Origin of the sequence: Sphingomonas sp. (assembly GCF_017744835.1) — a bacterium.
In the GTDB taxonomy this organism is placed as follows: Bacteria; Pseudomonadota; Alphaproteobacteria; order Sphingomonadales; family Sphingomonadaceae; genus Sphingomonas.
In genome coordinates this window covers 986,346-1,011,501 of the sequence record NZ_JAGIAM010000003.1, presented here as the reverse complement: position 1 = coordinate 1,011,501, position 25,156 = coordinate 986,346, and the positions used below count along the sequence as shown (strand labels likewise).

The 25,156-nt window shown below is 69.0% G+C and carries 19 protein-coding genes; 9 read left to right on the top strand and 10 right to left on the bottom strand.

The window, feature by feature from the left end; genetic code table 11:
• Positions 1-3: 3 nt before the first annotated feature.
• From J7500_RS12725 to J7500_RS12700, 6 genes are read left to right on the top strand one after another with little or no spacing between them, the layout of a single operon-like run.
• Positions 4-1,131, top strand: coding sequence for an AAA family ATPase (locus J7500_RS12725; RefSeq protein ID WP_294062084.1), 1,128 nt, complete (start codon positions 4-6; stop codon positions 1,129-1,131).
• Positions 1,131-1,979 carry an XrtA system polysaccharide deacetylase gene (locus J7500_RS12720; protein ID WP_294062082.1) on the top strand — a complete coding sequence of 283 codons (849 nt, stop codon included), beginning with the start codon at positions 1,131-1,133 and terminating at the stop codon, positions 1,977-1,979. The genes J7500_RS12725 and J7500_RS12720 overlap by 1 nt, the downstream gene beginning before the upstream one ends.
• Complete coding sequence (locus J7500_RS12715) at positions 1,976-3,052, top strand: FemAB family XrtA/PEP-CTERM system-associated protein (protein WP_294062081.1); 1,077 nt, start codon at positions 1,976-1,978, stop codon at positions 3,050-3,052. The genes J7500_RS12720 and J7500_RS12715 overlap by 4 nt, the downstream gene beginning before the upstream one ends.
• Positions 3,052-4,293, top strand: a complete 1,242-nt coding sequence (locus tag J7500_RS12710; protein ID WP_294062176.1) for a TIGR03087 family PEP-CTERM/XrtA system glycosyltransferase — start codon at positions 3,052-3,054, stop codon at positions 4,291-4,293. The genes J7500_RS12715 and J7500_RS12710 overlap by 1 nt, the downstream gene beginning before the upstream one ends.
• A complete protein-coding gene (gene xrtA / locus J7500_RS12705) occupies positions 4,290-5,825 on the top strand; it encodes an exosortase A (RefSeq protein WP_294062080.1) in 1,536 nt (511 codons plus the stop codon). Before J7500_RS12710 ends, xrtA begins: the two co-directional genes overlap by 4 nt.
• A 1-nt stretch (position 5,826) precedes the next feature.
• A complete protein-coding gene (locus J7500_RS12700; protein WP_294062079.1) occupies positions 5,827-7,719 on the top strand; it encodes an XrtA/PEP-CTERM system amidotransferase in 1,893 nt (630 codons plus the stop codon).
• A gap of 3 nt (positions 7,720-7,722) precedes the next feature.
• Here the strand turns inward: J7500_RS12700 and J7500_RS12695 are convergent, their stop codons facing one another.
• Complete coding sequence (locus J7500_RS12695; protein ID WP_294062078.1) at positions 7,723-8,157, bottom strand: MAPEG family protein; 435 nt, start codon at positions 8,155-8,157, stop codon at positions 7,723-7,725.
• Between the two features lie 127 nt (positions 8,158-8,284).
• Here J7500_RS12695 and J7500_RS12690 point away from each other — a divergent pair, with 127 nt between their 5' ends.
• Entirely contained in the window at positions 8,285-8,782 is a 498-nt protein-coding gene (locus tag J7500_RS12690; protein ID WP_294062077.1) for a hypothetical protein, read from the top strand.
• Positions 8,783-8,791: 9 nt separating this feature from the next.
• On the opposite strand, the gene J7500_RS12685 is transcribed toward J7500_RS12690, so the two are convergent.
• Both J7500_RS12685 and J7500_RS12680 read right to left on the bottom strand, forming a co-directional pair.
• Entirely contained in the window at positions 8,792-9,778 is a 987-nt protein-coding gene (locus tag J7500_RS12685; RefSeq protein ID WP_294062075.1) for an alpha/beta hydrolase, read from the bottom strand.
• Between the two features lie 61 nt (positions 9,779-9,839).
• Complete coding sequence (locus tag J7500_RS12680) at positions 9,840-10,997, bottom strand: aminotransferase (RefSeq protein WP_294062074.1); 1,158 nt, start codon at positions 10,995-10,997, stop codon at positions 9,840-9,842.
• Between the two features lie 97 nt (positions 10,998-11,094).
• Here J7500_RS12680 and J7500_RS12675 point away from each other — a divergent pair, with 97 nt between their 5' ends.
• A complete protein-coding gene (locus J7500_RS12675; RefSeq protein WP_294062073.1) occupies positions 11,095-11,343 on the top strand; it encodes a hypothetical protein in 249 nt (82 codons plus the stop codon).
• 9 nt (positions 11,344-11,352) lie between these two features.
• Here the strand turns inward: J7500_RS12675 and J7500_RS12670 are convergent, their stop codons facing one another.
• The gene (locus J7500_RS12670) at positions 11,353-11,850 is read right to left on the bottom strand and encodes a type II toxin-antitoxin system VapC family toxin (protein ID WP_294062072.1); all 498 of its coding nucleotides are present in this window, start codon (positions 11,848-11,850) and stop codon (positions 11,353-11,355) included.
• Positions 11,850-12,086, bottom strand: a complete 237-nt coding sequence (locus tag J7500_RS12665) for a type II toxin-antitoxin system Phd/YefM family antitoxin (protein ID WP_294062071.1) — start codon at positions 12,084-12,086, stop codon at positions 11,850-11,852. The genes J7500_RS12670 and J7500_RS12665 overlap by 1 nt, the downstream gene beginning before the upstream one ends.
• A 202-nt stretch (positions 12,087-12,288) precedes the next feature.
• Between J7500_RS12665 and J7500_RS12660 the strand changes: the two genes are divergently transcribed.
• Entirely contained in the window at positions 12,289-13,653 is a 1,365-nt protein-coding gene (locus J7500_RS12660; RefSeq protein WP_294062070.1) for a cation:proton antiporter, read from the top strand.
• Between the two features lie 39 nt (positions 13,654-13,692).
• On the opposite strand, the gene J7500_RS12655 is transcribed toward J7500_RS12660, so the two are convergent.
• The 5 genes from J7500_RS12655 to J7500_RS12635 all read right to left on the bottom strand — a co-directional run bounded on the left by J7500_RS12655 (position 13,693) and on the right by J7500_RS12635 (position 25,155).
• Positions 13,693-15,225 (bottom strand): tryptophan halogenase family protein, encoded by a 1,533-nt coding sequence (locus J7500_RS12655; RefSeq protein WP_294062069.1) that lies wholly within the window; start codon positions 15,223-15,225, stop codon positions 13,693-13,695.
• A 41-nt stretch (positions 15,226-15,266) separates the two neighbouring features.
• The gene (locus J7500_RS12650; RefSeq protein ID WP_294062067.1) at positions 15,267-18,590 is read right to left on the bottom strand and encodes a DUF4450 domain-containing protein; all 3,324 of its coding nucleotides are present in this window, start codon (positions 18,588-18,590) and stop codon (positions 15,267-15,269) included.
• Positions 18,591-18,592: 2 nt separating this feature from the next.
• Complete coding sequence (locus tag J7500_RS12645) at positions 18,593-20,842, bottom strand: glycoside hydrolase family 88 protein (protein WP_294062066.1); 2,250 nt, start codon at positions 20,840-20,842, stop codon at positions 18,593-18,595.
• A 66-nt stretch (positions 20,843-20,908) separates the two neighbouring features.
• Positions 20,909-23,644, bottom strand: coding sequence for a TonB-dependent receptor (locus tag J7500_RS12640; protein ID WP_294062065.1), 2,736 nt, complete (start codon positions 23,642-23,644; stop codon positions 20,909-20,911).
• 161 nt (positions 23,645-23,805) lie between these two features.
• Complete coding sequence (locus J7500_RS12635; protein ID WP_294062064.1) at positions 23,806-25,155, bottom strand: oligogalacturonate lyase family protein; 1,350 nt, start codon at positions 25,153-25,155, stop codon at positions 23,806-23,808.
• Position 25,156: the final 1 nt, after the last annotated feature.

Genomic DNA, 25,156 nt, shown 5'->3' with positions numbered 1-25,156 from the left:
CATATGTACGACGATCAATATGGACTGACCGGGCGGCCCTTCCAGCTGACCCCCGATCCGCATTTCTGGTTCGATACCGCCACCCACCGCAAGGCGATGGCCTATCTCGGCTATGGCCTGAGCCAAGGCGAGGGCTTCGTGGTGATCACCGGCGATCCCGGCGCGGGCAAGACCACGCTGGTCGGGCATCTGCTGAGCGAGATCGACCGCGAGCGGCTCAACGTCATCAAGATCGTCTCCAGCCAGATCGGCGCCGACGATCTGCTGCGCATCGTGTGTGCGGGGCTGAACGTCGATGCCACCGGCGCGTCCAAGGCCGCGATGCTGGCCGCGATCGAGCGCGGACTCCATGCCATCGCGCGCTCGGGCCGGCGCACGCTGCTGATCGTCGACGAGGCGCAGGCGCTGCCCGTGGACAGCCTGGAGGAGCTGCGCATGCTCTCTAATTTCCAGGCGGGCGGCTATGCGCTGCTCCAGATCTTCCTCCTGGGCCAGCCGGAGTTCCGCCTGGCGCTGCAGGAGCCGCGGCTCGACCAGCTGCGCCAGCGCGTCATCGCGATGCACCATCTCGAGCCAATGGAGGCAAGCGAAGTCGAGCCCTATCTGATGCACCGCCTGTCGTGCGTCGGCTGGCGTGGCAGGCCGCGCTTCGCCCCCGACGCGATGGCGGCGATGCACCGCTGGTCCGGGGGTATCCCGCGTCGGCTCAACCAGCTCGCCAGCCGCGTGCTGCTGTTCGGCGCGGTCGAGGGGATCGACACGTTCGGCGGCCCCGAAGTGGCGGCGGTGATCGCAGACATGGAAAGCGATCTGCGTGCCGGCGCACGGCCGGCTCCGGCCCCGACGCCCGCACCGGCTCCTGCGCCGATGCCAATTTCGATGCCGGCGCAGGCCGCGCCCGAGCCCTATGAGCTACGCGACGTGGCACCCCCGGTACCGCAGCCGGTGCGCGCCGAGGCTTCGTTCCGCGAGCGCCGCGCTGTCGACCGCCGTATCGTCGAGCTCGAGCACCAGCTCCAGCAGCAGGACGAGGCGCTGCGTCGCGTGCTGACCGTGCTGGTCGACTGGGTGGAGTCAGGCGAACCCGGCCGCCGCCCGGACATCTCGCGGATCCGTGATACTGCGGGGTGATGAAGGTGCTCGTAAACGCCCTCTCGGTGGACGTCGAGGACTGGTTCCAGGTCGGGGCGTTCGAGACGACGATCGCCCGCGACGAATGGGACGGGCTCGAGCACCGCGTCGAGGCGAACACGGATCGGGTGCTCGCGCTGTTCGACGGGGCAGGGGTCAAGGCGACCTTCTTCACGCTGGGCTGGGTGGCCGAGCGCTATCCCGCGCTGATCCGCCGCATCGCCGAGGCGGGCCACGAAGTCGCCAGCCACGGCTGGGACCATGCGCGCGTCTTCACGCTGGAGCCCGACCAGTTCCGCGCCGACCTCGCCCGGTCGCGCAAGGCGCTGGAGGATGCCGCGGGCACGCCCGTCACCGGCTATCGCGCGCCGAGCTTCTCGATCGACCGCCGCACGCCCTGGGCGCACGCGATCCTGGCCGAAGAGGGCTATCGCTACTCGTCGAGCATCGCGCCGCTCCGCCATGACCATTACGGCTGGCCCGACGCGCCGCGCCGCGCCTTCCGGCCGCTGGGCGACGCCGAGCTGATCGAGCTGCCCATCACGCTCGCGCGCGTGCTGGGGCGCGAGATCACCGCCGGCGGCGGCTTCTTCCGCCTGCTCCCCAATGCCGTGACCGACGGCGCCGTGCGCGCCGCCAATGCGGACGAGGCGCCGGCGATCTTCTATTTCCACCCCTGGGAAGTCGATCCCGCCCAGCCGCGCGTGGCCAACGCGCCGCTCAAGTCGCGGCTGCGCCACTATGCGCGGCTCGGCGCGATGGCGGGCAAGCTCGAGCGGCTGATCGCCAGCCACAGCTGGGGCCGGATGGACGCAGTCGCCGCGCGCGAAGCGGAGCGGCTCAAATGAACGCGCCGCTGCTCGCGCGCCCGCTCGGGCTGCGTGCCGCCGACCTGTCCGATCCCGCCGAGTGCGCGCGCATCGCCGCCTGGGTCGGCGAACATCCCGAAGCGACACCCTTCCACTTGCCCGAATGGAGCGTCGCGGTCGCGCACGGCTGCCGCCAGCACAGCCATTACCTGCTCGCCCAGACGGGCGACGGCAGCATCGCCGGCGCGCTGCCGCTCACCGCGGTCCATTCCCCGATCTTCGGGCGGGCGCTGGTTTCCTCGGGCTTCGGCGTCGGCGGCGGGATCCTCGCGAGCCACAGGGACGCCGCGCCCGCGCTCGCCGATGCCGCCTGGACGCTCGCGGCGCGGCTGAGCTGCCCCGGCGTCGAGCTGCGCGGCGGCGCGCTTCCCGGCGAGGGCTGGCACGCGAACGACACCACCTATCTCGGGTTCGTCCGCGATCTCGCCGCCGATGCCGATGCCGAACTCCTCGCCATTCCCCGCAAGCAACGCGCCGAGGTTCGTCGCGCGCTCGATAACGCCGACCTCGAGGTCGAGACCGGCACCGACGGCGACCAGCTTCGCGACCATTACGGCGTCTATGCCGAGTCAGTCCGCAACCTGGGCACGCCGGTATTCCCCGCGCGGCTCTTCGCCGAGGTCGTCCGGAAATTCGGCAGCCATGCGGATGTGCTCATCATCCGGCACCGGGGGGTCGCAGTGGCAAGTGTGCTCAGCCTGTACTGGCGCGGTACCGTCTATCCCTATTGGGGTGGAGGCACTCGGGCTGCGCGCGCGCTGCGTGCCAACGACCTGATGTATTTCGCGCTGATGGGCCATGCCCGGGCACGCGGCTGTACGCGCTTCGACTTCGGTCGCTCGAAGGCCGGGACGGGCGCGGCGGCGTTCAAGAAGAACTGGGGATTCGAGGCCCGGCCGCTCGCCTATTTCACGCGCACCGCCGACGGCGCCGCCCCGCGCGCGGTCAACCCGCTCGATCCGCGCTACAGCCTGCAGGTGCGCGCCTGGCAGCGCATGCCGCTGTGGCTCGCCAACCGGATCGGCCCGTGGATCGCGCGAGGGCTGGGCTGATGGGCGACATATTGTTCCTAGCGCACCGCGTTCCCTATCCCCCCGATCGCGGCGACAAGATCCGCGGTTTCCACATCCTCAAGCGGCTGGCGCAGCACCACCGCGTCCACCTTGTCGCCTTCGCCGACGATCCGCGTGACCTGAAGGAGAAGAAGGGGCTCGCCAGATACCTCGGCAACCGCTCGATCGTGTGGCGCTCCAAGTCGCAGCTCAAGGCGGGCATCGAGGCGATCTTCTCGCGCCGCCCCTTGTCGCTGACGGCGTTCGACAATGTGGCGTTGCGCCAGTCGGTCGAGAACATCCTCGCGCGGCACCGGATCGACACGATCTACGTCTTCTCGAGCCAGATGGCGCAATATCTGCCGAGCAAGCCCCGCCAGCGCGTGATCATGGACTTCGTCGACATGGATTCGGCCAAGTTCGCGGCCTATGCGAGCGCGTCGCGCGGGCCGATGGGCTGGATGCTCCGCCGCGAGGCGAACCTGCTGCTCCAGCACGAGAAGTCGGTCGCCGCGCGCGCCGATGCCAGCCTGTTCGTCAGCGAGGCCGAGGCCGAGCTGTTCCGCAGCCGCTCGCGCGCCGATCGCGTCCATGTCGTCGAGAACGGGATCGACATCGATTATTTCGATCCCGGGGCCAGCTTCAAGCGCGTCGATGCGATCGGCTCGCTGATCGTCTTCACCGGGCAGATGGACTATCGCCCGAACATCGAAGGCGTGACCTGGTTCGCCGAGGCGGTCTTCCCGCAGATCCGCGAGGTCCATCCCGACGCGCGCTTCGTGATCGTCGGCCGTAACCCCACCGAGGCAGTGAAGGCGCTCACGCGCCATCCCGGCGTGATGGTGACGGGCGAAGTGGCGGATGTGCGCGGCTGGCTGGCGTCGGCGGCGGTTGTGGTCGCGCCGCTCAAGCTCGCGCGCGGCATCCAGAACAAGGTGCTCGAAGGCATGGCGATGGCGCGGCCGGTGGTCGTCTCCGAAGCCGCCGCGCAAGGCATCGACCATGGCGGCACGATCGAGGTCGGCGCGACCGAGCAGGGCTTCGCCGAGGCCGTGACGCGGCTCCTTTCCGATCGATCTGCAGCGGCCGAGCTGGGCGCGGCGGCGCGCCGGCAGGTGCTCGCGCATTACAGCTGGGACGCCAAGCTGGCCGCGCTCGACGAGGTGCTCCGCCTGCCGCTCCGCCCCGAGAAACAGGAACGCACCGCGCGCGCCACCAGGCCGCCGGCGCCCACGGCATGAGCGTCGCGCTTCCCGGCGCGGCGTTCGCGCCCGCGCAGCCGCGGTTCGATGCGCGCTGGCGGCTCCACGCCGCGCTGCTCACCGGCACCTGGGCGGTGCTGCTGCTCCTCTTCCGCCGCGACGTGGCGGACCTTGCCGCGATCTACTGGACCAACACCACCTTCGGGCACTGCCTATTCATCGCGCCGGTGATCGCCTGGCTCGTCTGGCAGCGCCGCGCCGGGCTGGCGCTGGTGGACCCCGCCGCCTGGTGGCCGGGACTGGCGCTGGTCGGGGCAGGGGGCTTCGGCTGGCTGCTCGGCGATGCCGCGGGAGTCGCGCTGTTCCGTCATGCCGGGCTGGTGCTGATGCTGCAGGGCGCGGCGGTGACGTTGCTCGGCCCCAATGTGGCGCGCGCCTTGCTCTTCCCGCTGGCGTACATGGCCTTCCTCGTCCCCTTCGGCGACTTCCTCGAGGCGCCGTTGCAGGCCGCCACCGTCGCGATGGTGATGCCGCTGCTGCACCTCTTCGGCGTGCCCGCGAGCGTGGACGGCGTGCTGATCGCCATTCCCAACGGGCTGTTCGAAGTCGCGGAGGCCTGCTCGGGCGCCAAGTTCGTGATCGCCATGGCAGCGTTCGGCGTGCTCGTCGCCAATGTCTGCTATGTCTCGTGGCGCCGCCGCGCCGCTTTCCTGGCGATGGCGCTGGTCGTGCCCGTGCTCGCCAACGGGCTGCGCGCCTTCGGGACGATCTACGCTGCCTGGTGGACCTCGGTCGAGCAGGCGACGGGCATGGATCATATCGTCTATGGCTGGGTGTTCTTCGCGATCGTGATGGCCGCCGTCCTTGCGATCGGCTGGAAATGGTTCGACCGTGATCCTGACGCTGCCTGGTTCGATCCGCTCGCGCTCCAGACGCCGGTCAGGCGGCGGATCGACGCACCCGTCGCGGCGCTGCTGGTGCTGGCAGTCGCGAGCGTCTTCCCCGGCTGGAGCAGCCTGATCGCCGCTCGCGCGACACCGCTCGCCGCCACGGCCGAACTGCCGCAGGTGCCCGGCTGGCACCGCATCGGCCCCGCCACGCCCGCTTGGTCACCCAATTTTCCCGGCGCCGACCGTTTCCTCGCGGCGCGCTACGCCGATGCGCAGGGCCGCACGGTGGACCTTGTCGTCGCGGCCTATGCCAGCCAGCGCGAGGGCCGCGAGCTGGTCGGCTTCGGGATCGGGGCGATCCGCGAGAATGATCGCTGGGTGCGCGTCGCCGACCTGCCACCCTATCGCGGCGGCCACGCATTGCGCATGACCGGCCCGGGCCGGGTGGAACGCGTCACCGTAACTTGGTACCGGATCGGCGACACGCTGACCGGGAGCGAAAAGCGCGTGAAGCTCGAGACGTTGAAGACCAGGCTGTTGGGCGGAAACCAGGCGGGGGCGGCGGTGCTGCTGTCGGCCGGGCAGGGCGCCGACGGCCATGCCGAAGCGGCGATCGTCGACTTCCTCGACGCGCTCGGCCCGGTCGAGGCGCTCGCCGACACAATCTCCGGCGCACGCTGACATGTGTGGCATCGCGGGGCTCTATTACCCCGCCATAGCGAAACCTGTGGACCCCGCCCGCGTCGCGCTGATGAGCGACGCGCTGGCGCATCGCGGGCCCGACGGTTCGGGGGTGTGGACCGCCCCCGGCGTGGGCCTGGGCCACCGCCGGCTCGCGATCATCGACCTGGAGGGCGGCGTCCAGCCGATGGCGACGCCCGACCAGCAGATCGTCACTGTGTTCAACGGCGAGATCTACAATTTCCGCGAGGTCCGCGCCGAGCTGGAGCGCAAGGGGCTGCGCTTCCAGACCGACAGCGACACCGAAGTGCTGCTCCACGGCTGGCGCGCCTGGGGGCCGGCAATGCTCGAGCGGCTCAACGGGATGTTCGCCTTCGCGCTCTACGACGTGCAGCGGCAGAGCCTGTTCCTGGCGCGCGACCGCTTCGGCGTGAAGCCGCTCCATTACGTCCAGCTCTCGGACGGCGCGATCGCCTTCGCTTCCGAGCTCAAGGGCCTGCTCGCGCACCCGTTGTTCCGCCGCGCCCCCGATTTCCGTGCGGTCGAGGATTACCTGGGCCTCGGCTATGTCCCCGACGACGCGTCGATCGTCGCGGGCGTGAAGAAGCTCCCTGCCGGCCATTTCCTGCTGCTCGAGCGCGGCCGCGCCGTGCCGCAGCCGAGCCGCTGGTGGGACATCGACTTCTCGAAGCGCGCCACGGGCAAGCGCCGCGATCTCGAGGCCGAGCTGATCGACCGGATGCGCACCGCGGTCCGATCGCGGATGATCGCCGACGTGCCGCTCGGCGCCTTCCTCTCGGGCGGCGTCGACAGCAGCGCGGTGGTCGCGCTGATGGCCGAGGCGAGCAAGTCCGCGGTCAAGACCTGCACGATCGGCTTCGACGAAGCCGACCACGACGAGACCGCCTATGCCCGCGTCGTCGCCGAGCGCTTCGCCACCGCGCACCGCACCCGCACGCTGATCGCCGAGGATTTCGCGCTGATCGACACGCTGGTCGCTGCCTTCGACGAGCCCTTCGCCGACGCCTCGGCGCTTGCCACCTATCGCGTCTGCGAGCTGGCGCGGGAGGGGGTAACCGTCGCGCTCTCGGGCGACGGCGCCGACGAGGCCTTCGCCGGCTATCGCCGCCACCGTTTCTTCGCCGCCGAGGAGCGCGTGCGCAGCCTGTTGCCCGAAGGGCTGCGCACGGGGTTGTTCGGCACGCTCGGCCGCCTCTATCCCAAGGCCGACTGGGCGCCGCGCCCGTTCCGCGCCAAGACGACGCTGCTCGCGCTCGCCGAGAACGGCGAGTTCGCCTATCCCAAGGCCGTGGGAGTCACCACGCCCGAGCTGCGGGCGCGGCTCTACACCAGCGCCGCGCGGCACACGCTGGCCGGCCACACCGCCGAGCAGCGCTATGTCGATGCGATGCGCCAGGCGCCCGCGCGCGACGCGCTCGACCGCGCCCAATATGCCGACATCCGCCATTGGCTTCCCGGCGACATCCTCACCAAGATCGATCGCACCAGCATGGCGGTGAGCCTGGAAGCGCGCGAGCCATTGCTCGACCACCGGCTCGTCGAGTTCGCCGCCACGCTGCCGCCGTCGCTCCGTATCCGCGCGGGGCAGGGCAAGTGGCTGATGAAGAAGGCGCTCGAGCCCTATCTGCCGAAGGAGATCCTCTATCGGCCGAAGATGGGGTTCGTCACGCCGGTGAGCGCCTGGTTCCGCGGCGCGCTCGCCGATCAGGCCGCCGGGCTGGCGCGCTCGAAGCAGCTCGCCGCCAGCGGCTGGTTCGATCTCACCGCGATCGAGAAGCTCGCCGCCGAGCACAAGTCCGGCCGCGCCGAGCACGGCCGGACTTTATGGCAGCTGCTGATCCTGGAGCGGAGCCTGGCCCGGCTGTTCGGCTGACGCTCAGCCGCCATGGACGAGCGCCATGCCGGCGTGGAGCGTCAGCGCCATCAGCACCAGCGTCGAGAGCACGAACAGCGAGAAGCGCACCGCGACCTTATTGAAGGTCGCTTGGACGATGCTGTGGAGCACGCGCAGGCCGACATAGGCCCAGGCCAGCGCAAGGTTGAACCCGCCGCCCTGGTCGAGCAGCGCGAGCGCCACGCAGATGGCGTAGAAGAGCGTCGGCTGCTCGACGAGGTGGATGTAGTTGTGCGCCGGCCACTGCTTCTTCTCGTCGAGCATCGTGTCGAGGATGCCCGGCCGTCCGCCACGCGCGCGCGACATGTCGATCCCCGCCTGCTTGAGCGCGGGCAGGCGGATCGCCATCAGCCACACCAGCATGACCAGCGTCCACGCCACGAGCGCCACCATCGGCGCCAGGATCGGGCTGTGCATTCGATTTCCCCCTTTTCGATTTGCGGCACGAAGCTGCGCCCATCAGTTCGGAAACGCAACCGAGTTGGGTGCCGGCGGTTCACCACTGGCGAACACTCGTCTAGGGAGGGGCGCACAGGAGATGGAAATGTTCGTTCTCGCCATGGCGCTCGCGGCCCAGGACGTTACCGAGGAGGTCCGCGGCTGGACCGTTACGACCGGCCTGGAGAAGGCCGACTGCACCATGTCGGCCAAGCTCGCGAGCGGCGGCGCGATCAGCTTTCACTGGCGGCCCCGCAAGCAGGTGGGCGTGATGGTCTACCGCGCGCCCGACTTCAAATCGGTCGAGCAGGGCAAGCGTTATGAGATCGAGGTCGGCTTCCTGAAGGGCAAGAAGCTCGACAACGGCTGGGGGAAGAAGAGCGCGACGGGCGACGTGGGGCCGGACGGCATGCAGGGGCTGATGATCACCTTCAGCGGCAAGGAGATCCTGGCCGACTTGGCGGCGAGCAACAAGATCGGCTTCTGGTATCGCGACAAGCTCGCCGGCGTCGTGCCGCTGGACGGCTCGGGAAAGGCCGTAGCGGCGCTGCGACGCTGCGAGGCCGCGGTGTTGCAGAACCCGCGCGACGTCTTCGAGGACTGAGGCTGGCGCTCAGGCCCTGACGGTTGCCGTCCAGCGCGCGAACACGTCGGGCCACAGGCGGCCGGGCGCGTCCGCCGGCAAGTGCAGCGCGCCGAAGCCGTGCCCGCCCTGTTCGAGCAGATGCGCCTCGACCGGCACCTTGGCTGCCCGGCACTTGTCGATGGTCAGCAGGCTCTGCGCGATCGGCACGGTGCCGTCGTCCATTGCGTGGACGAGGAAGATCGGCGGGGTCTGTGCGGTGATCCGGTCGGCGGGCGTGTGGCGGGCGAGGATGGCGGCGTCGCGATTGTCTCCGAGCAGCATCGCGGCCGACGCCGGCTCGAACCCGGCGGTGACGAACGAGACGACCGGATAGACCAGCCCGGCATAAAAAGGTCGCGCGCTCAGCCGGTCGGCGGCGTCTATGGGCGTGTAGACCGGGTCGGCATGGCCGGTGGCGAGGTCGGCGCCCAGGTGCCCGCCGGCCGAGAAGCCGACGATGCCGAGCTTTGCGGGGTCGATGCCGAACTCCGAGGCACGCGAGCGGATCAGCCGCATCGCGCGCTGCGCGTCCTGCAGCGGCACGTCCCATTGGTTCGCCCAGCCTTCGCCGGGGAGGCGATAGGCGAGGACGAACACGGTGATGCCGTGCGGCGTCAGCGCCTTGGCGACGTCGATGCCTTCGTTCTCGATCGAGACGAAGCGATAGCCGCCCCCGGGGATCGACAGCACGGCGCGGCCGTCGGGCCTGGCCGGGCGATAGACGGCGACCATCGGCTCGGAGACGCCGCGCAGCCACAGCTCGCGGAACTTGCCGTTGACGGTGAAGTCGTTCTTCGGAAGCGGGTTGGGAGCGCCCGGCGGGGAGCCCGGCCATAGCTTGAAGTGCTCGCGCGGCGGCCAGGCGGCAGTGCCGGTGCCGAGCACATAGGGAGTGGGAGCGTCCTGCGCGCGCGCCGCCGTTGCCATGGCCATGCCTATCGTCCCCCCAATCAGCGTGCGGCGGTCGATCGTCATCGGCGGCTCCTCTCGTGGTTTTTCATGATCCTAGCGGCCCATTCGGTTCGCGCCAGCCCGACTATCGTTCTAGTGCCGCCCGCGCGCCCGCGATCCGCTCGATCGCTGTGTCGAGCACCGAATCCTCCTTTGCGAAGCAGAAGCGCACCACGCGGGTCATCGGCCGTTCGGCATAGAAGGCGGAGACCGGGATCGCCGCCACGCCCGCCGCGTCGATCAGCCGGTCGCAGAAGGCGACATCGTCGAGTTCCACGCCCGAGGCGGCCAGGTCGACCGACAGGAAATAGGTGGCCGCGCTGGGCAGCACTGCGAAGCCCGCGCGCTCGAGCCCGGCACGCAGCCGGTCGCGGCCGTGCTGGAAGCGATGCCGCGCCTCCTGCACCCAGCCGTCCTGCGTCGCCAGCCCCTCCGCCACTGCCCATTGGAGGTTGGGCGGCGTAGTGAAGGTGAGGAACTGGTGTGCCTTGGCGAGCACGCGGGCGAGGGGAGGGGCCGCGCACATCCAGCCGACCTTGAAACCGGTCAGCGCGAAGATCTTGCCCGCCGACCCGATCTTCACCGTGCGCTCGCGCATGCCGGGGAAGCCGATCAGCGGCAGGTGCCGCGCGCCGTCGAAGGTGACATGCTCCCACACTTCGTCGCACACCGCGATCAGGTCGTGCGCCACGCAGAAATCGGCGATCGCGGCGAGCTCACCGGCGCTGCACATGCTCGCGGCCGGGTTGAGCGGATTGTTGAGCAGCAGCAGCCGCGTCCGCGGGCTCGCGACTGCCGCCAGCGCGGCCGCGTCGACCCGCCAGTGCGGCGGCTCGAGCCGGACGAAGCGCGGCACGCCACCGGCGCGGCGCACCAGCGGCACATAGGCGTCGTAGAGCGGTTCGAAGAGGACGACTTCGTCGCCCGGCTCGATCAGCGCCAGCAGCGCCGCGGCCAGCGCCTCGGTGGCGCCCGAGGTGACGATCACTTCATCCGGCGCAAGGTCGAGTCCCTGGTGGCGGACATAATGGTCGGCCACGGCCCGGCGGAGCTCGGGCAGGCCCGGCATCGGCGGATATTGGTTCGACTTCTCCAGCACCGCGCGAGCCGCGGCTTCCAGCACCGCCTCCGGGCCGCGGCCGTCGGCGAAACCCTGGCCGAGGTTGATCGCCCCGGTCGCACGCGCACGTGACGACATGGCCTCGAAGACGGTCGTGCCCATGGCTGCGTAGATCGGGTTCATCGCGCTCCTTGTGCCGTGCGCCTCGCGCCGCTTGCAAGTGCAGGCGAAACCCGCGCATTAGCGGGACGTTCAGTGCATCGGCCCAAGAAGGAAGACCATGAGCAAGCAGCCGCCCGTTCCAGCCGAGAACCAGTCACCCTTCCCGATCGAGGAACCGCCGCACGATCATGCCGTGGACAATGAGACGGTGAAGGCAGTCAAGGAAATGGCAGCCGCCAAGGCGCGCCGCGGCGGCGGCCCCAGCGCCCGCCAGCTCGGCATCGGCGCGGCAGTTGTCGGCGTCGGCTCGGCCGCGATCGTCGCGGGACTGCTCTACTGGCGCGGCAACCGCAAGGAAGGCAAATAAGCCGGCGCCTCAGCCGCGGATGAACAGGTTGCGCAGCCAGAGCGATCCGGTGCGCGCCGCGGTGCGCCAGTCGGCGTCGTCCTCGCCGGCGGCCAGCTCATAGCCGGTCGGATCGAAGAGCCGGACGCGCGTTCCCTTGAACGCCGCCTTGTCGCGCGTGACCAGAGTCAGGCCATGCTCCAGTGCCGTGGCGGCGAGCAGCGCATCGCGCGTGTCGGGCAGCGCCAGCTCGCCGCGCCGCCGCGCGACGGCGGCGTCGAGCGCCAGGACATGGCCGTCGAAGGCGGGAAGCACCTGCTGGTCGATCCACCCGCGTAGTGCCGCCCCCTCGGCCTTGTCGGCGCGCGCGGCCCTTGTCACCGCCGCCTCCAGCTCGACCAGGCTGATCGCCGACAGGAACAGCCGCTCGCGCGCGACTTCCGCCGCCCAGGCGGTGAGCCCGGGATCGGCCTGTCCCGCGCGCGCCTTGCGCAGCTCGAAGACGATCGGCGTGTCGAGCAGGTACATCAGCGCCGTTCCAGCCGATCCCAGCGCTCGGGCGCCAACTCGGCCTCGCCCGAATCGGGGAGGGCGAGCAGATCGACGATGCTCTCGCGTTGGCCGCTCAGCTGGCGGAAGGCCTGGATGCTCATCAGCACGTGCGTCGGCCGGCCGCGGTCGGTGACGAACACCGGTTCGAGCCGCGCGAGTCGCTTCGCGGCGCTCACGTCCTGATTGAATTCGCGGCTGCTGACGACCTTCATGGCGTGTCCATATCGCTGAATGTTCGCGCTACCATGTAGGTACGTTACTACTGTGTGTGCGACACGCAACAGAAACGAACCGCCAGGCCGAAAAATGCAGGTCTCTGCATGAATGGGAGTTGCGCAGCCGCCGAACGCCACGCTTCCTCTGGGGCGCGAGAGGCGAAACGATGCCCCGCGATGACATCATGGGGGAGGCTAGATGCTCGATTTGTTAGACAGTGCCTGGTTCGCGCTGACCGACGTGCTCAATCCGCACGGCCCGGCAATCAATGCCGCCAAGAGCTACGCGCCGGCGGATTACAGCGTTCATTTCTTCCTCCAGCTCGCGGTGATCATTCTCGCCTGCCGCGTCGTCGGCTGGCTGGGGCAGAAGCTGTTCAGGCAGCCGCAGGTCGTCGGCGAGATGGTTGCCGGCGTCGTGCTCGGGCCGTCGCTGCTCGGACTGCTCTTTCCCGATCTCCAGCTCGCGATCTTCCCCAAGGAAACGCGCAACGTCCTCTACGTCGGCGCGCAGCTCGGCGTCGGGCTCTACATGTTCATGGTCGGCCTGACGCTGCGGCTCGATCATTTCCAGTCCAAGGCGAAGAGCGCCGCGACCGTCTCGGCCGCGGGCATCGTCGCCCCATTCATCCTCGCCGCGCTGATCACGCCCTTCCTGCTCACCGTGCCGGGGCTGTTCACCGACGGGATCAGCCAGGCGAACGCGACGTTGTTCATGGGCGCGTGCATCGCGCTGACCGCCTTCCCGATGCTGGCGCGCATCATCAACGAGAACGGCCTCGCCAACTCGTCGCTGGGCACGCTGACGCTCACTGCCGGCGCGTTCGACGACGCGGCGTCGTGGTGCGTGCTCGCGCTGGTGCTGGCGACCTTCGGCTCCGGCCCGGGCGTCGCGGTGATCGCGATCGCGGGCGCCGTGCTCTACACCGGCTTCATGATCCTGTTCGGCCGCAAGCTGCTCGCGCCGCTCGGCCGCGCAGTCGAGGCGCGAGGCGAGATGAGCACCCAGGTGCTCGCGATCACGATGCTGCTCTTCTGCCTCTCGGCCTTCCTGATGGACGCGATCGGCATCCATGCGATCTTCGGCGGCTTCCTGATGGGCGTGTGCATGCCGCGCGGGCTGTTCGTCGAGGAGTTGAAGCGCAAGGTCGAGCCGATCGCGGTCGTGCTGCTGCTGCCGATGTTCTTCACTTATTCGGGGCTCAACACCCGGATCGACATGGTGAATTCGGTGTCTCTGATCCTGATTGCGGCCGGCATCCTCGTCGCCTCGATCCTCGCCAAGTTCGGTGCGTGCTGGGCCGCGGCGCGCGCGATGGGCGAGGACAACCGCACCGCGCTCGGCATCGGCGCGCTGATGAACTCGCGCGGGCTGATGGAGCTGATCATCATCAACATCGGCCTGCAGAAGGGCATCATCGGCCCGACGCTCTTCTCGATGCTGGTGCTGATGGCGATCATCACCACGGTGATGGCCACTCCGCTGTTCGAGGCGGTCTACGGCAAGAAGGCCCGCGAAACCGGCGAGCTCGACCAGCTCGACGGCCGCCTCGCCGCCGCCTGAGTTGCCCCCGGTGCCCGTCCCTGGGTCGTGGGACGGGCACTACCCCGCCAGCGACAGGCCTTCGTTGATCTGGCGGATGAGCGCGCGGTGCGTCGGCAGTTCCTGCGTGGCCTGCTCGCCGAAGTTGCGGATGCGCGCGAACTGCTTCTCGGCGGCGCCCATGTTGGGAAAGTCGTCTCGTGCCGCGCTCAGGTCGGTGCGGAATCCCATCCCGTAGAGGATGTACTGGTAGTTGAAGAAGGCGAAGCTCTCGAGATCGAGGATGAAGTCGAAGCGGCTGGGCGGGCGATAGCGCCACTGGCGCAGCAGTTCCTGCAGCCCCTCGGGGATCGACGCCGGGTCGACATTGTCGCGCCAGAAGGGCTCCTCGCGCCGGCTGAGGCAATAGTGGAGCTTCAGGAAAGCGATGATGTTCTCGTAGCGCGCGGCCATCAGCGCATTGAAGCGCCGCGCCGGGGCATCGGCCGGGCCGTTGTGCGGGAAGAGCTCGGCGATCATCGCCACCGCCGCCTCGATCAGCACCACACCGGTCGATTCGAGCGGCTCGAGGAAGCCTGCCGACAGCCCCACGGCGACGCAGTTCTTCACCCACTGCGCCTCGCGGTAGCCGGGCTCGAAGGGGATGATCCTGGCCGAATAGTCGTCATGGCCGATGTAGCTGCGCAGCAGCTCGGCGGCGCGATCGTCGCTCATGTGCGCGGCGGAATAAACGCAGCCGATGCCGCGCGCCTCCTGGAGGCCGATGTCCCAGGTCCAGCCCGCCTCGTGCGCGGTGGCGACGGTGAAGCTCTCGATCGGCGCGTCGGGGCGGTCGTACGGGATCTTGCAGGCGATCGCGCGGTCGGTGAACAGCTGGTGCTTCACCGAACGGAACGGGACGCCAAGCGCCTTGCCGATCAGCTCGGCGCGGAAGCCCGAGCAATCGACGTAGAGGTCCGCCGCCAGCGTTCCGTGCCCGCTGGTATGGACGCGGGCGATCTCGCCGTCCTCCCCCAGCTCGACGCCGGTGAGCTGACCCTGAAGGTGCCGCACGCCCAGCTCGACCGCGCGCGCGCCGATCACTTCGGCCAGCCGCGCGGCGTCGAAATGATAGGCGTAGTTGAGCGGCCCGCCATAATCGCCTTCGCCCGGCCGCTTGGGCGCGCGGCGCGCCTCGGCGACGCGGTTCTGGATCGTCATCGCCTCGGCGAAGGGCGGGCGGCTCGCCTCGTCCTGGAGCAGCCAATAGGGGACCAGGCTCGCCCCATCGGTGTAGAAGGGGGGCTCGAACGGGTGGAGATAATGGTGCCGCGCGCCGTCCGGGCCGGGGGCATGCAGCCAGTCGTTGAAGCGGATCCCCTGCTTGAACGTCGCCGACGCGGTGCGGACGAAGCGGGTCTCGTCGATGCCGAGGAACTGGAGCGTCGAGCGGATCGTGGGGAAGGCGCCTTCGCCGACGCCGATCACCCCGATGTCGGGCGCCTCGAGCAGCGTGACGGCGATCCGCCCCTCGAAGACGCGCGACAGATAGGCCGCGGTCAGCCAGCCCGCGGTGCCCCCGCCAACGATCAGTACTTCGCGCTTCCCCGCCATGCGACGGTGCTAGCGCACCAGCGGCGGCACGGGAACCTGCCTCATCGCACCAGCGTCATGCCGAGCGTGCCGATCACCACTTCCTGCGCGATCGCGCGGACCGTCACCGAGCGCAGCGGCCGCGCCGGATCCAGCGGCAGGCCGAGCACCGTCGCCGCGCCGCCGTCGATCGTCTTGCCGTCGCCCGAAGGGCTGCGCACCGCACCCGTCTTGAGGTCGACGCGGAGCGGCCGTTCGCCCGGCGCGCGGAACTGGTAATCGTCGATCAGATAATCCTGCTCGATCGGCCACCAGCTGGTGGGGTTGTGCAGCGGCAGCCGGGCGGTGCCGCCGTCGCGATAGGTGACGACCACCTCGCCATTGTCGATCCGGCTCTGCATCGGGTTGGTCGAGCCCGCCATCAGCAGCCGCAGGTAGCGCGCCTTGCCGGCGAGCGGCACGGTGACTTGGCGTGGATAGTTGCTCCACTGCGACACGAAGGCGGTGTCGGGTGCGTCAGCGGCGGCGAGGCGGAAGCTGCCGCCGTCGGGGAGGGCGAATATTCCGCCATGCTCCGCGGCGACGTTGCGCAGTCCGCTGTCGTCGATCGTGGCGGTGGCGTTGACGTGCCCGGCCCAGGCGCCGATCCCCTGCGCCGGCAGGCCAAGCGAGACGCCGGGCGAGCGGGGGCTGCGGTACTTGCCCTTGGCGAAGATGGCGGTCAGCCGGTCGTTGAATGCCCCGCGCAGGTCGACCGGGTCCTGCTTGCCCGCGGGCGGCTGCTGCGAGGGCAGCGCGGTCTCCGTAACCGCAGCGATGGACCCCGTCGGCACGCGATAGGCGAAGGCGCCGGCACGGGCCGGGACCAGCTTGCCGTCGCGCTCGACGGGCACGATCTCCCTGCCGGCCCAGCGCAGCACCAGCTCGGTGCTTGCCGTGGCCGGGAGCTCGATGGTCAGCGCGGGATGGCCGATCGCCTCCGGGGCCGCCGTCCACGCCACCGGCTTGCCTGCGACGGTTGCCGAGACGAGCGTCTCGCGCCGCGCGGGCAGGCGCAGCACGAAGCGATCGAAGCGGTGCTGCGGGTCGCCCAGCGTGTAGTGCTCGACGTCGCCCTCGCGCCGCCAGGCGAAGCGCGCACCGGGATGCGCGATCGAAGCATGGTCCCAGTCGCGCGGCAGCCCGGGCTCGATCCGCAGCGTGCGCGCGAGCGCGTCGGGACGCAGGCCGAACAGCCCTTCCACGAGCGCGCGCGAGAGCACGCCCGCGCCGTCGGCGAAGTCGCGCTGCGCCTCGCGGCGATAGACGTCGAGATAGTTGAGCGTCCCGACGTTGCCCGGAGTGATCCCCATGAACATGCTGGCAAGGATCGAGCTGCGGGCGAGCGTATAGGCGGATTCGGACCAGCCCGCCTGCCACAGCCCCAGCGCGGCATGGGCATTCTCGCCCATCACGACATTGTTGACCGACCAGCTGTAGGGCATCCAGTCGGTCGACGAGAGCATCGCATGCGCGCGGTCGCCTGGCACGCCGGGGCCGGTCACCGGCAGGCGCGGCATCTCGCGCAGCATCGCGCCGGCCATGCGCCACGCTTCCTCCGGGTTCGGCACGCCCGAATCGACGACATGGTAGAAGCTCCACAGCCCCGCCGAGGGATGCACCGCCTGCGCACCCAGCGTGTCGCGATATTCGGCGAAATGGCCGCGCTCGGGCAGCCACAGATAGGCGCGCATCGCCCGGCCGATGCGGTCGGCCTCCGCAGCATAGGCGCTGCCGTCCTTGCCGAGCAGCGTCGCCAGCCGCGCTGCCTGGCGGTTGGCGTAGAGGTTGTAGGCCGAGGCATAGGCTACCCCGCCGCCGCCATAGCCGATGTCGTCGCTCGCCCAGATCTGGGCATAGGCCTCGTAGAGCGGCAGCTTCTCGGGGCCCATCGGGCGGCGGAACAGCCGCTGCTGCCATGCCAGGTGCCGCTCGATCACCGGCCATGCCTCGCGCGCCAGCGCCCTGTCCCCGGTCCATTCGAGATGGCGCAGCAGCGCGTCGATGAAGACCGTGTTCATGTCGTAGTGCGAGCGCGACAGGTCGCCGTTCGAGTGGAGCGCCTTCTCACTGCGCGCGAGGTTGGCGTCCTCGTCGGGCGGCGGGATAGTCGCGGGGATCGGCTCGACATTCTGGTTGGGCAGCCAGCCGCGGACGTTCGCCGCCGCGCGGTCGTGCCAGCCGAGCGCGTCGAGCGCATAGGGCCCGCGCCAGCCGAGCAGCCGGGTGCGCCAGGCGATCGCGCCGTGCATGATCGACTTCTGCGGACCGTCCCACACGGCGTCGGCGGCGACGTTGAGCGCGGCCATGGCCGAATTGAGCCAGGGATCGGGCGTGTCGATGCGCACTTGCCCGCGCAGCGCGGCGAAGGCGGCACGGGTTTCGTCGAAGCGCCTGGCCAGCTGGTCGGGCGCGATCCGGGGGAGGGAGGCGGTCTCGGCGACCCTGGCCGCCGGGCCCTTGGTGACTTCGCTGTAATCGGCCAGCTCGCGCGTCGCGCCGCGCCCGATCACCTGCAGCGACAGATACGCCGGCTTGCCGCCCAGGTTGAGCGTTCCGGTGGCGACGGGGCGCGTGCCGGGGGCCACACCGGCCGAGAAGATCCGCTCGGCGCTGTCCCAGTCCTCGGCACTGGCGATCGGACCGACGGTACCGTTTGCGACGGCGCCGCTGAGGGTCGCGGGCCTGGCGGTGAGCGTGAAGCCCGCGCGATCGGCCGCGATGCGGTTGCCCTCGGCGAACTCGGGCTTGAGCGCGAACCACTGGCTGATCGGCACGGCCTCGGTGCCGATGTCGCCGTCGCGCTTGCCGCGCTGGCCGTTGACGCCGCCATAGGCCCAGCGCAGCGCCGTGCCCCTGGGTGCGTTCTTCGCCTCGGCGCGGAGCACCAGCCCCTCGGCATCGCGCCACGCCAGCACCGCCAGCCGCAGCGTCGCGCCGCCCAGCCGGGGATCGCGGATCTCGTACTGCAGCTCGCCGGGAAGATAGCGCGTGACGATGCTCGCGGCGTCGTGGAGCCACCAGCGCGGCTGACCCGGCCGCTCGACCGCGAGCCGCAGATTGCCGCCGCGCCCCGGCAAATAGAGCACGAACTCGGGCTTGTCGCCGCCGTCGACGCGGAAGGCAGTGTTGCCGCCGTAGAGCGGCCGGTTGAAGCGCTCGGCGCCGTTCTCGATCACGAACCCGCCCTCGCCATCGGGACGATAGCGCAGCGTGCCCGCGATCTGACCTGCGCGATTCGGGTGGATGCCGTCGGTCGCGGCGAATTGCGCCGTGGCTTGCACGGGGAGCAGCATCAGCCAGGCCAAAGATGCCGTCGCCAGCGCACGGGCCCCGCGGTTCGCCATGGTCAGAACGCGAACTTCTGTTCGGTCACATGCTTTTCCCACGCCTCGCGGTTCGCGAAATCACCGCCCCGGCTCCATGCCGAGCCGGTGTAGTAAGTGAACGGTTTGCCCGGCTCGACGCGCACCAGCATCAGGTAATTCTCGGCATCCTCGGCGAAGCCGACCACCATCGCGGGATCGGCCACCACCGCGATGCCCAGCTCGCCATGCTCGGGATCGGTCGGCTGCCAGTAGAGCATCCGGCCATGTTCCTTGTCGCGCGTGATCGCGCCCTTGGCACCGACGGGCACCTTGCCGATGCCGATGCCGACGATCAGCGGCTCCTTGCTGTCCGACGAGAGCGTCGAGCGCATCCGCGTGAAGTTGGAGCCCATCGGCAGCGCGAATTCGCGTTCCTCCCATACCTTGCGCACCACATCGACCGGCCAGGGCTTGTAGGTGACCGAGAAGCGCGCGGTGTCGCCGCCGGTCTCGAGCACCTTGTGCTCGGCATAGTTGCGGCTGGTCCACAGCTTGTTGTCGTACCAGATGCCCAGCCCGCCTGCGCCGCGGCTGCGGCCGACGTCGTAGAAGTCGAGCCCTTCGCCTCTGTCGACATGGTAGTTGGGGAATTTGAGCTGGCGGTCCATGAACGGCCAGCGCACGCGCTTCGCCCAGACGTCGATGCCCGAGCCCGAGGGCGGCTCCTTCGCTTCCAGCGCCGGGCCGTAGATGCGGTGCGCGACCCGGTCGTTCTCCCACAGCATGTCGTCAAGCCGATCGGGCGCGAAGCGTGCGACCGCGCGCGGGCGGCGCTGCTCCTCGGTCGGCGGCGCGATCTTCTCGATCGCCGAGGGACGGGCGAGGGTGGAAGGGTCGTAGGACAGGCTTTCGGTCGCCCGCATCTCCTGTGCGCGCCGGGCGACTTCCTGCGGTCCCACGACCGTGGGCGGCGGAGGGGGGACCGGCGTGGTCGCTGCGATCCGGGCGGGCGCGTCGGGCGCCGGCTCGGCATGAGGCAGCGCCTTGGCCGGCGCGCTCAGGTCGGCGATCTCGAGCGCGGCGAGGACATAGGCGCCGCTGGCATAGGGACCGGTCTCCTGCGGCTCGGTATGCACCGGCTGGTCGCCGGTCTTCTGCGCCGCGCCGAGCATGCCGCTCGGCAGCACCTGGCGGTTCAATCCCGCCCAGCCGCGCAGCACGTGGGGCAGATAGGTCTTGCGGTCGAGCAGGCCATGGTTGATCCCCCAGGCCAGCGCATAGACGAAGAAGGCCGATCCGGAGGTCTCGGGCTCGGGATAGGTCTCGGGCGCGAGCAGGCTGGTCGCCCACAGGCCGTTGGGCCGCTGCAGCTCGGCGATGCGCGGCGCCATCGTCCTGAAGGTGTCGACGTAGAAGCTGCGCCCGGCGAAGTCCGCGGGCATGGATTCGAGCAGCCGGGCCAGGCCGCCCATCACCCAGCCATTGCCGCGCGCCCAGTAGATCGGCTTGCCGTTGGCCTCGGTCCGGCCGGCGAAGCGCGCGTCGCGCAGGAACAGCCGGTCGCCCGGCACCCAGAGCCGCTCGGCGGTGCGCCGCCATTCCTTGTCGGCGGCGATCAGATATTTGGGATCGCCCGTGATCGCGGACATGCGCGCCAGCACCGGTGGGGCCATGAACAGCGCGTCGCACCACCACCAGATCAGCGCCGGCGTGTCCTCGGCGCGGGCGAGGTGGGGGACCTGCCAGTCGAGCCGCTGGCGAAGCGGCATCAGCACGCCCTCCTGCTGGCGGCGCGAATAGAGTTCTTCGTAGAGGTCGCCGATCGCGATGTCGTCGGCGTTGAGCATCGTCTTGCCCGAGCGCGCGCCGCGCAGGGAATAGTTGAAATGGTCGGCGACCATGGTGAGGAAGCGCAGCGTGCGTGGGTCGTCCGAGACGCGCGCCAGCCGCGCCGCGCCGACATAGAAGGCCGCCGAGACCCAGTTGGCCGAGATATGATCGAGCACGCCGCCATTCGCGGCCGGAATGGGCTTGCGCGCCATCGAGGCGATCTGCGCCGAGGAGACATATTCCGCCGCGGCCAGCGCCTCGGCCCGGGTCGGCAGGTGCTTCGGATCGGTGCTCAGCGCGGGGCGCGGGGTAGGGGTGAGCCACACCGGATCGATTCCCGCGACCGGTCCCTGCACCACCACCGGTGCCTGGGCCAGTGCCGCGGCGGGAAGGCCGAGCGCCGCGCCCGCGAGGAGCAGGGGAAGGAGCCTGGAGGAACGGCCGTTCGGAAGCAGGTTCAAGTCACTCTCCTCGAGTCATCGGCGCGATGCGGTGGGCCCGCGCGAACGGGCCCACCGTGCAAGGGGTCAGAAGTTGGCGCGGAACCCGAACAGGATCTCGCGGCCGAAGTGGCGGTAGTTGGACACGCGATCGGTGATGTCCACGTACCGGTCGTTGTACTCGTCGGTCAGATTCACGCCCTGGATCGAGAGCGTGATGTTCTTGGTGAGGTTGTACGAGAGCGACGCGTCGATGTTCAGCGTGCCGTTCACGCCTTCCTCGGTGTTGCCGTTGCCGCCGGGGAAGGAGAGCAGGTACTTGCCGCGATAGGCTCCCGAGACGCGGGCGCTGATCTTCTTCGTCTCGTAGTAGATCGTCGCGTTGTAGGCATGCTCCGACTGGCCGGTCAGCTTGTTGTGGCCGGCTGCGCCATAGTCCACGTCCGAGGTGACGTAGGTGTAGTTGCCGATGAAGCCCATGTGGCGGAGCGGTCCGGGCAGGAAGCTGAACGGCTGCTGGTACTGGACCTCGATGCCCTTCAGCGAACCGCCCAGACCGTTGATCTTGCGGCTGACGTCGAAGTCCATGTCCGGGCTCGAAGGCGTGCCGACCAGCAGGCTGTCCGGAAGGCCCAGGCTGCTCCACGGCACCGTCTCGGTCACAGACGAGGTGAACGATTTGATGTCCTTGTAGAAGGCCGCGACCGCGATCAGCGATTCCTTGGCGAAGTACCATTCGACCGACACATCGTAGTTGGTCGCGCGGAACGGATCGAGCAGCGGGTTGCCATAGGTCACCTTCTGCGTCGGCGTCGACAGCGATCCGCCCGGAGTCAGGTCGCCCAGCGAAGGACGCGACATCACCTTGGCTGCGCCCAGGCGGACGGTCACGTCGTTGGTGGGTTCGATCGCCAGGTTGAACGACGGCAGCCAGTCCTCGTAGTCGTTCTTCACCGTCACATTGGTGTTGGCGTTGCCGATCGCGAGATAGCCGGTCGAATCGACCGACGTGTGCGCATAGCGCAGGCCGATGTTGCCGCGCGCGGTCATCCCCGCGATCGTGGTGTGGAAGTCGGCCTGGACGAAGCCGCCGGCGTCCTTCTCGTTGACGCGGCGCGTGCCGTTGTAGGCCGGCACGAGCGGGTCGTTGTACATGCTGACGAAGCCGGCCAGCTTGTCGATGTCCGGCACCAGATAGGCCATGTCGGTCCCGGCCGGGATGTCCATGCTGCCGTTCAGATCGACGACCTTGCCCAGGTTGGTGACGTCGGTCGGCGCATTTGCGCCGCTCAGCTTGGTCACCGCGGCCTGGAAGCCGAAAGTGTCGAAGCGATAGGTGTGGTATTCGCCGCCGGTCTTGATCGTCAGCCCGTCGGTCAGGTCATATTCGAGCGCACCGCTCATGTTGGCCAGGCGGAAGTTGGTCCCGCTGCGGCTCTTGCTCCACTCGGTGAGCGCGAAGTTGCGCCCGTCGGTGACGTCGAAACCATAGGCGATGACCGGCAGCCGGTCGTTGCCGCGGAAGTCGAACATATAGCCGTCGCGGTCGTTCGCATCGAACTTGTACGCGACCGAGAGCGGGGTCCGCGCGCGGGTCTCCGATTCACCCACCTTCAGGCGACCGCGGAAGCGATCGGTGAAGTCGTGGCGCATGTTGAACGACACCTGGTGGAAGGTGCTCTCGTTGCGCTCGAAGCCGTTCTCCGAACGGATGTCGACATTGTCGAACACGCCATAGGAGAGGATGTTCTTGGTCGGATCGACTTCATATTCGTTGACGATCGTGTCGCGCACGCCGCCGGCGGCGCGGCTGAAGCCGATCGCCTCGATGTTCGGGCTCTCCGCCTCCTGGTTGAAGCGCGCATAGAGCACGTCGAGCGTCACGTCGGTGTGCTCGTCCGGGCGCCACTGGACCGAGCCGGTCAGGCCCAGCCGATCGATGTCGACTTCGCCGAAGGTGTAGCGCGGGATGCGCGGATAGGCGGCCGAGAGCAGCTCGCTGCGCTGCGCATCGGTGGTGCAGCTGAGACACCCGGCGAAATTGTTGCCCGCGCCATAGGGCTGCGAGGGGTCGCCGGCCTGCCAGCGCGTGGTGTTGAAGCTCTCGCTGATCGGGTTGCGCTTGCTGTAGGCGGCGGAGAAGAGCACGCCGAAAGTGTTGTCGGCATTGGCCCAGCTCACCAGCCCGGCGAGGCGCGGCTGCACGTTCTTGGCAAGGTCGTTGTACGATCCCTGCGCCGACACGGCGAAGTGGGTGCCCGAGCCGAAGTCGAGCCCGCGCCCGGTCTGGAGGTCGACGGTCGCGCCGAGCGAGCCCTCTTCGAGCTCCGCCGACTGGGTCTTGTTGACCTTGATGCTGTTGAACAGCTCGGACGCGAACATCGAGAAGTCGAAGCCGCGATTGGTGTTCCCGCCATAGGCGGCCTGGGTCTCCATGCCGTTGATGCGGACCTGGGTGAACTGCGAGCCGAGCCCGCGGACGCTGATCGTGCGACCCTCGCCGTTCTCGCGGTCGATCGTCACGCCCGGCAGGCGCTGGATCGATTCCGCCAGGTTGAGGTCGGGAAACTTGGCCATGTCCTCGGCCAGGATCGCGTCGACCTGGCCCGCCGAGCTGCGCTTGATGTTGAGCGCCTGGCTAAGGCTGGAACGGAACCCGGTGACGACGATCTCGTCCGCGCCGGCTTCCTGGGGCGCCAACTCGTCCGTGGAGTCTGCGGCCGGGGCCTCGGTCGTCGATGCCGGCGGGGTGGTCTGTGCGGCGGCGTTCGAAGCCGCCAGCAATGCGATCATCGATACGCCAAGCACTGAAGCGGTACGCACGTAAAACATCTAACTTCCTCTCCGAACAAATGATACCGGTGTCATATTCTTTAAAATTGTGGATATTCTCAGACGTTCAAAAAGTATTCCCCGAAGCTATTCATCAAATTTACTTACTCATATTGTCAAACGATCAGAGGTAGCGGCGCGGCGTTTCCGCACTATGTCCGCTGCGCCTTCGCCACCTCCACGGCATAGACATGGTTCTTCCCGTGCATGTTCGAGACGAAGAAGATCCACTTCCCGTCGGGGCTGAAGCTCAGGTTTGGCTCGAGCCGATAGTCGTGCGCGGACAGGTCGACGAGGCGCTCGGGCACCATCAGCTGCGTCGTGATCAGCTCGTCGCGATAGTTCGCCGGGTCGGCGTCGGGCACGGTCTCGGGGCGGAGCAGCACCAGCCATTTGCCGTCGGGTGCATGCGCGACCATGTCGGCGTCGCCGCCGTCGCCGGCGAACAGCGTCCCGTCGGGCGAGACGTTGAAGTGCACCGACCATTGGTCGCGCTCGACGCGGCGATAGACACGCCGCCCGGTCTCCAGATCAACCGAGGCGACCCAGAACACCTGCCCGCGCGGGGTCTGGAGGTCGTAATGCACCTGCCGTCCGTCCGGGCTGAACCATTCGTGCCCGAAGATCTCGAAGTTCATCGTCCGCTGGTGGAGTTTCCGGAGCCCGGTGCCGTCGGCGCGGATCGCCCACATCCGGTCGACGCGGTCCCACGGTCCTTCGTGCGAGAAGATGATCTGCATCGGGTCGGTCGGCGAGAATTGCGTGTGGCCGATCCACTCGTTGGTCTTGTGGATCACCCGTCGCTCGCCGGTGCGCGTGTCGATAGTGAAGATCTCCATCGGGTAGCGCGCGGCCCAGCGCTGGAGCATGCGCACGCCCTTGGCCTTGGCGAAGTTGAGCGGTTTCCCGTCGGGGCCGAGCGCGGCATATTCGGCCTGGTCGAAGCGCCGGTTGCGCGGATCCGGGACGTTGGGCTGGAGCGGCTTTGATCCATAGGCGACGAAGCCGAGCAGCAGCGTGTCGTCGGCGTTCAGCGAATTGAACTGACCATTGGGGATGCGGCACACCTTGCGCGTCCTGCCGCTGTCGGCATGGACCGCGAACACGGTGCGCGGCCGGTCCATCGGCTGCGCGTCGCCGGGATCGCTGATCGAGTAGTAGATCTCGCGCGATCGCCGTGCCGCGAACATCAGGTCGGCGCGCTCGTTCTCCACCAGCACGCGCGTACGGAAGGTCTTGAGGTCGACCAGCCCGATGCCTCCGGGCACCGAGATCGCCATCAGATCGCCCTCGGGCGTCCAGGCATTCTTGTAGAAATACAGCTTGCCGCCGCCGCCATCGGGGCTCACGCGCACGATACGGTGGCCGGTGCGGCGGTCGACCCACTCGCGCGGCGCCGGGCCCGCCGATTGCGCTGCGGCCGGGGTCTGGGCGAGCGCCGCGCCGGCGACCGATCCGCCGACCAGCCCCTTCAGCACTCCGCGCCGCGTCTCGATGGTCATT